This window comes from Streptomyces sp. NPDC050211, from assembly GCF_040656035.1.
Lineage (GTDB): Bacteria > Actinomycetota > Actinomycetes > Streptomycetales > Streptomycetaceae > Streptomyces.
The window spans coordinates 1-4263 of the sequence record NZ_JBFALC010000153.1; the positions used below are offsets into that span (position 1 = coordinate 1).

2 protein-coding genes are annotated in these 4263 nt (G+C 76.8%); both read right to left on the reverse strand.

What is annotated here, in order from left to right:
* Positions 1–3072: type I polyketide synthase (locus AB0I98_RS49475; RefSeq protein WP_362953056.1), on the reverse strand; the 3072-nt coding region annotated here is incomplete at its 3' end.
* 39 nt (positions 3073–3111) lie between these two features.
* Positions 3112–4263: beta-ketoacyl reductase (locus tag AB0I98_RS49480; RefSeq protein WP_362953058.1), on the reverse strand; the 1152-nt coding region annotated here is incomplete at its 5' end.

Sequence of the window (4263 nt, forward strand, 5' to 3'; positions counted from 1 at the left end):
GCGGTCGGCCCGTGCGGCGTCCACCCGCAGCCTGCGTACGGTGGCGCCGCGGGCGGTCAGGGCCCGCTCGGCGGCGTCGGTGTGCGCGTCGTGGGGGTGCGTGGGGTGGATGAGCAGCCAGGTGCCGGTGAGCCGGGCGCCGGCCGGCTCGGGCAGCGGCTGCCAGGTGACCTGGTAGCGGCGGGGGCCGGTGCGCTCCCGGCCGGCGCCCCGCGTGGTGGGGACGATCCAGTACCTGCGGTGCTGCCAGGCGTACACCGGCAGCGGGATGCGGCGGGCGCCGGTGCCGGTGAACAGGCGGGCCCGGTCGAGGGCGGCGCCCCGGGTGTGGGCGGTGGCCACCGCGTGCAGCAGGGTGCTGGTCTCGGGGCGGCCGCGGCGCAGCACGGGCACCACGACGGGGCGTTCGCCGGCGGCCCGGGTGCCGGCTGACTGGGCGGCGAGGATCTCCTCGGCCATGGAGCACAGCACCCCGTCGGGGCCGAGTTCGACGAAGGTCTCGGCGCCCAGGTCGCGGGCGGCGCGCACGCCGTCGGCGAACCGGACGGTGGCGCGGACGTGTTCGGCCCAGTAGGCGCCGGTGCGCAGCTGGTGGCCGGTGGCCCGGCGGCCGGTGACGTTCGAGACGACCGGGATGCGGGGGGCGCGGTAGGTGAGCCGGTCCGCGATCGTGCGGAACTCCTCAAGCATGGGGTCCATCAGCGGGGAGTGGAAGGCGTGACTGACGGTGAGCCGCTTGGTCTTGCGGCCCCGTGCGGCCAGTTCCCCGGCCACGGCGTCCACGGCGGCCTCCTCGCCGGACAGGACCAGCGCGCGGGGGCCGTTGACGGCGGCGACGACGGCCCGGCCGTCCAGCAGCGGGATGACCTCGTCCTCGGTGGCCCGTACGGAGAGCATCGCCCCGCCCGGCGGGAGGGCCTGCATCAGCCGGCCGCGGGCCGCGACCAGGGTGCACGCGTCGTCGAGGCCCAGGACGCCGGCCACGTGGGCGGCGGCGAGTTCGCCGACCGAGTGGCCCAGGACGACGTCGGGCCGCATCCCCCAGTCCTCCAGCAGCCGGTACAGGGCCACCTCCACAGCGAACAGGGCGGCCTGGGCGTACTGGGTGCGGTGCAGCCGCTCGTCCTCGGGCGCGTCGAGGACGGCGGCGAGCGGGCGGTCCAGGTGCGGGTCCAGCAGGGCGGCGATCTCGTCGAAGGCGCGGGCGAACACCGGGTGGGCGGCGTGCAGTTCACGGCTCATGCCGGGGCGCTGGCTGCCCTGGCCGGTGAACAGGAAGGCGGTCTTCGCCTCCCGGCGGCGGACCCCGCGGACGACGGACGGTGCGCCCACGCCGTCGGCCAGTGCCTGCAGGCCGCGGGTGAGGTGCTCCCGCGAGGTGCCCAGGACGACGGCCCGGTGTTCGAACGCGGTGCGGGTGGCGGCGAGGGAGTAGCCGGTGTCCACCGGATCGGCCGCGTCGGCGGTGCGGGTGAGGTGCTCACGCAGCCGGCCGGCCTGGGCGCGCAGGGCCTCCTCCGAACGGCCGGAGACGAACCAGGGGGTGAGCCGCGAGGCGGGGGCCGGCATGCCGGTGAGGGCCGGCGCGTCGGTGGGAGCCGGGGCCGCCACTGGGACCGGCGTGCCCGTTGAGGCCGGGGCCGACAGGGCAGTTGGGGCCGGGGCCTGCTCCGGGAGGACCGGTGGGGCCTCCTCCACGATCACGTGGGCGTTCGTGCCGCCCACGCCGAAGGCGGAGACCCCGGCGCGGCGGGGGGCGGCGGCGGGCGGCCAGGGCACCGGGGCGGTCAGCAGGCGGACGTTGCCGGCGCTCCAGTCGACGTGCGGGGTGGGGGTGTCGGCGTGCAGGGTCGGCGGGAGCAGGCCGTTGCGGAGCGCCTCGATCGTCTTGATGACGCCGCCGACCCCGGCCGCGGCCTGCGCATGCCCGATGTTCGACTTGAGCGAGCCCAGCCACAGCGGCCGTTCACGCTCCTGGCCGTAGGTGTCGAGGAGCGCCTGCGCCTCGATCGGGTCGCCGAGCCGGGTGCCGGTGCCGTGCGCCTCGACGGCGTCCACGTCGGTGGGGGTGAGGCCGGCGTCGGCCAGGGCCTGGCGGATGACGCGCTGCTGGGACGGGCCGTTGGGGGCGGTGAGGCCGTTGGACGCGCCGTCCTGGTTGACGGCGGAGCCGCGGATGACGGCGAGGACGGGGTGTTTGTTGCGGCGTGCGTCGGACAGCCGCTCCAGGACCAGGACGCCGACGCCTTCCGCCCAGCCGGTGCCGTCGGCGGCGGCGGAGAACGCCTTGCACCGGCCGTCCGGCGCCAGCCCCTTCTGCCGGGAGAACTCCACGAACGCGGCGGCGTCCGGCATCACCGCGACCCCGCCCGCCAGGGCCAGCGCGCACTCGCCGCGGCGCAGCGCCGTGACGCCCAGGTGCAGCGCCACCAGCGAGGAGGAGCAGGCCGTCTGAACGGTCAGGGCGGGGCCCTCCAGGCCGAGGGCATAGCTGATCCGGCCGGACAGCACGGCATCCGCGCTGCCGGTCAGCAGATACCCCTCCGAACCGGCCGGGATCCGCTCGAGGTCGGTGGCGTACTCGGCGTGCGCCGCGCCGATGTAGACACCGGTGCCGGTGCCGCGCAGGGTGCGCGGGTCAAGGCCGGCGCGCTCCAGCGCCTCCCAGGAGGTCTCCAGCAGCAGCCGCTGCTGGGGGTCCATGACGACGGCCTCGCGCGGGGAGATCCCGAAGAACGCCGCGTCGAAGTCGCCCGCGCCGGCCAGGAATCCGCCCTCGTTGCAGTAGGTGGTGCCCGGCGACTCCGGGTCGGGGTCGTAGAGGCCGTCCAGGTCCCAGCCGCGGTCGGCGGGGAACGGCGCGATGGCGTCCGTGCCCGAGGCGACCAGGTCCCACAGGCGTTCGGGCGAGTCGACCCCGCCCGGGTAGCGGCAGGCCATGCCGACGACGGCGACGGGCTCGTGGGCGGCCGAGGTCAGCTCCCGGTTCAGCCTGCGCAGCCGCTCGGTCTCCTTCAGGGAGGCCCGCAGCGCCTCCATGAGCCGTGCGGGAGACTCGGGAGACTTCGCCATCGGTTCAGGTCCCTCTCTGGGTGGGGCGGACGCGGCCGCTCAGACGGCGCTGTCGCGCAGGGCCAGTTCGATCAGCGCGTCGCCGTCGAGGTCGTCGATGCTGTCGGGCCCATCGAACCCGGCCGCGCCTGAGGACGGCTCGGGCGCCGCCACGGCCGGGGGCGCGGCGCCGGCCGCGAGGGCGAGGAGCGGGTCCAGCAGCCCGGCCTCCCGCAGCGCCGAAAGCGGCAGCGCGGCCAGCGCGGCCCGGATCCGGCTCTCGTCCGCCGCGCCGCTGCCCGCCGGGGCGGCGGGGGTGAGGAGTGCGGCCAGATGGCCGGCGACGGCGGTGGCGGTGGGGTGGTCGAAGACGAGGGTCGGGGGCAGCTTGCGGCCGGCCGCGCGGCTGAGCCGGCCGGCGAACTCGCCCGCGGTCAGGGAGCTGAACCCGAGGTCCTTGAAGGGCTCTTCGGGATCGACGTCCTCGGGTCCGGCATGGCCGAGCACGGCCGCGACGGCGTGCCGTACCGCGTCCAGGACGATCTCGTGCCGCTCGGCGGGGTCCGCGGCCGCGAGCCGGGCGGGCAGGTCCGCGCCGGCCGGGTCGTCGCCGTCCTGCGGTGCGGTGCCCGGCTCCTGCCGTACGCCGGGCAGGCCGGCGATCAGCGGGCTCGGCCGGAAGACGGTGAAGCCCTGCGCGAACCGCGGCCAGTCCATGTCGGCGACGGCGACACACACGTCGTCGCGGTCCAGGGCCCGGCCCAGTGCCTCCACAGCCCGCAGCGGGTCCATGGTGCGCAGGCCGCGGCTGCCGAGGAACTCCTCGCCGGCCCCGTCGCCCATACCGCCGCCGCCCCACAGGCCCCAGGCCACGGACGTGGCGGGCAGGCCCGCGGCCCGCCGGTTCTCGGCGAGCGCGTCCAGGGCGGCGTTGGCGGCGCCGTACGCGCTCTGCCCGCCGCTGCCCCACACCCCGGCACCGGACGCGTACAGCACGAACGCGTCGAGCTCGCGCGCACGGGTCAGCTCGTGCAGGTGCAGCGCGCCCGCGACCTTGCCCGCGTACACGTCGGCGAGCGAGTCCAGGCCGGTGTCGAGGAAGGCCGCCGAGTGCGGGACGCCGGCGGTGTGGAAGACGGCGGTCGGCGGGTGCGCGGCAAGGAGCGCGGCGAGCGCGTCCCGGTCGGCGACGTCACAGGCGACGACGCTCAC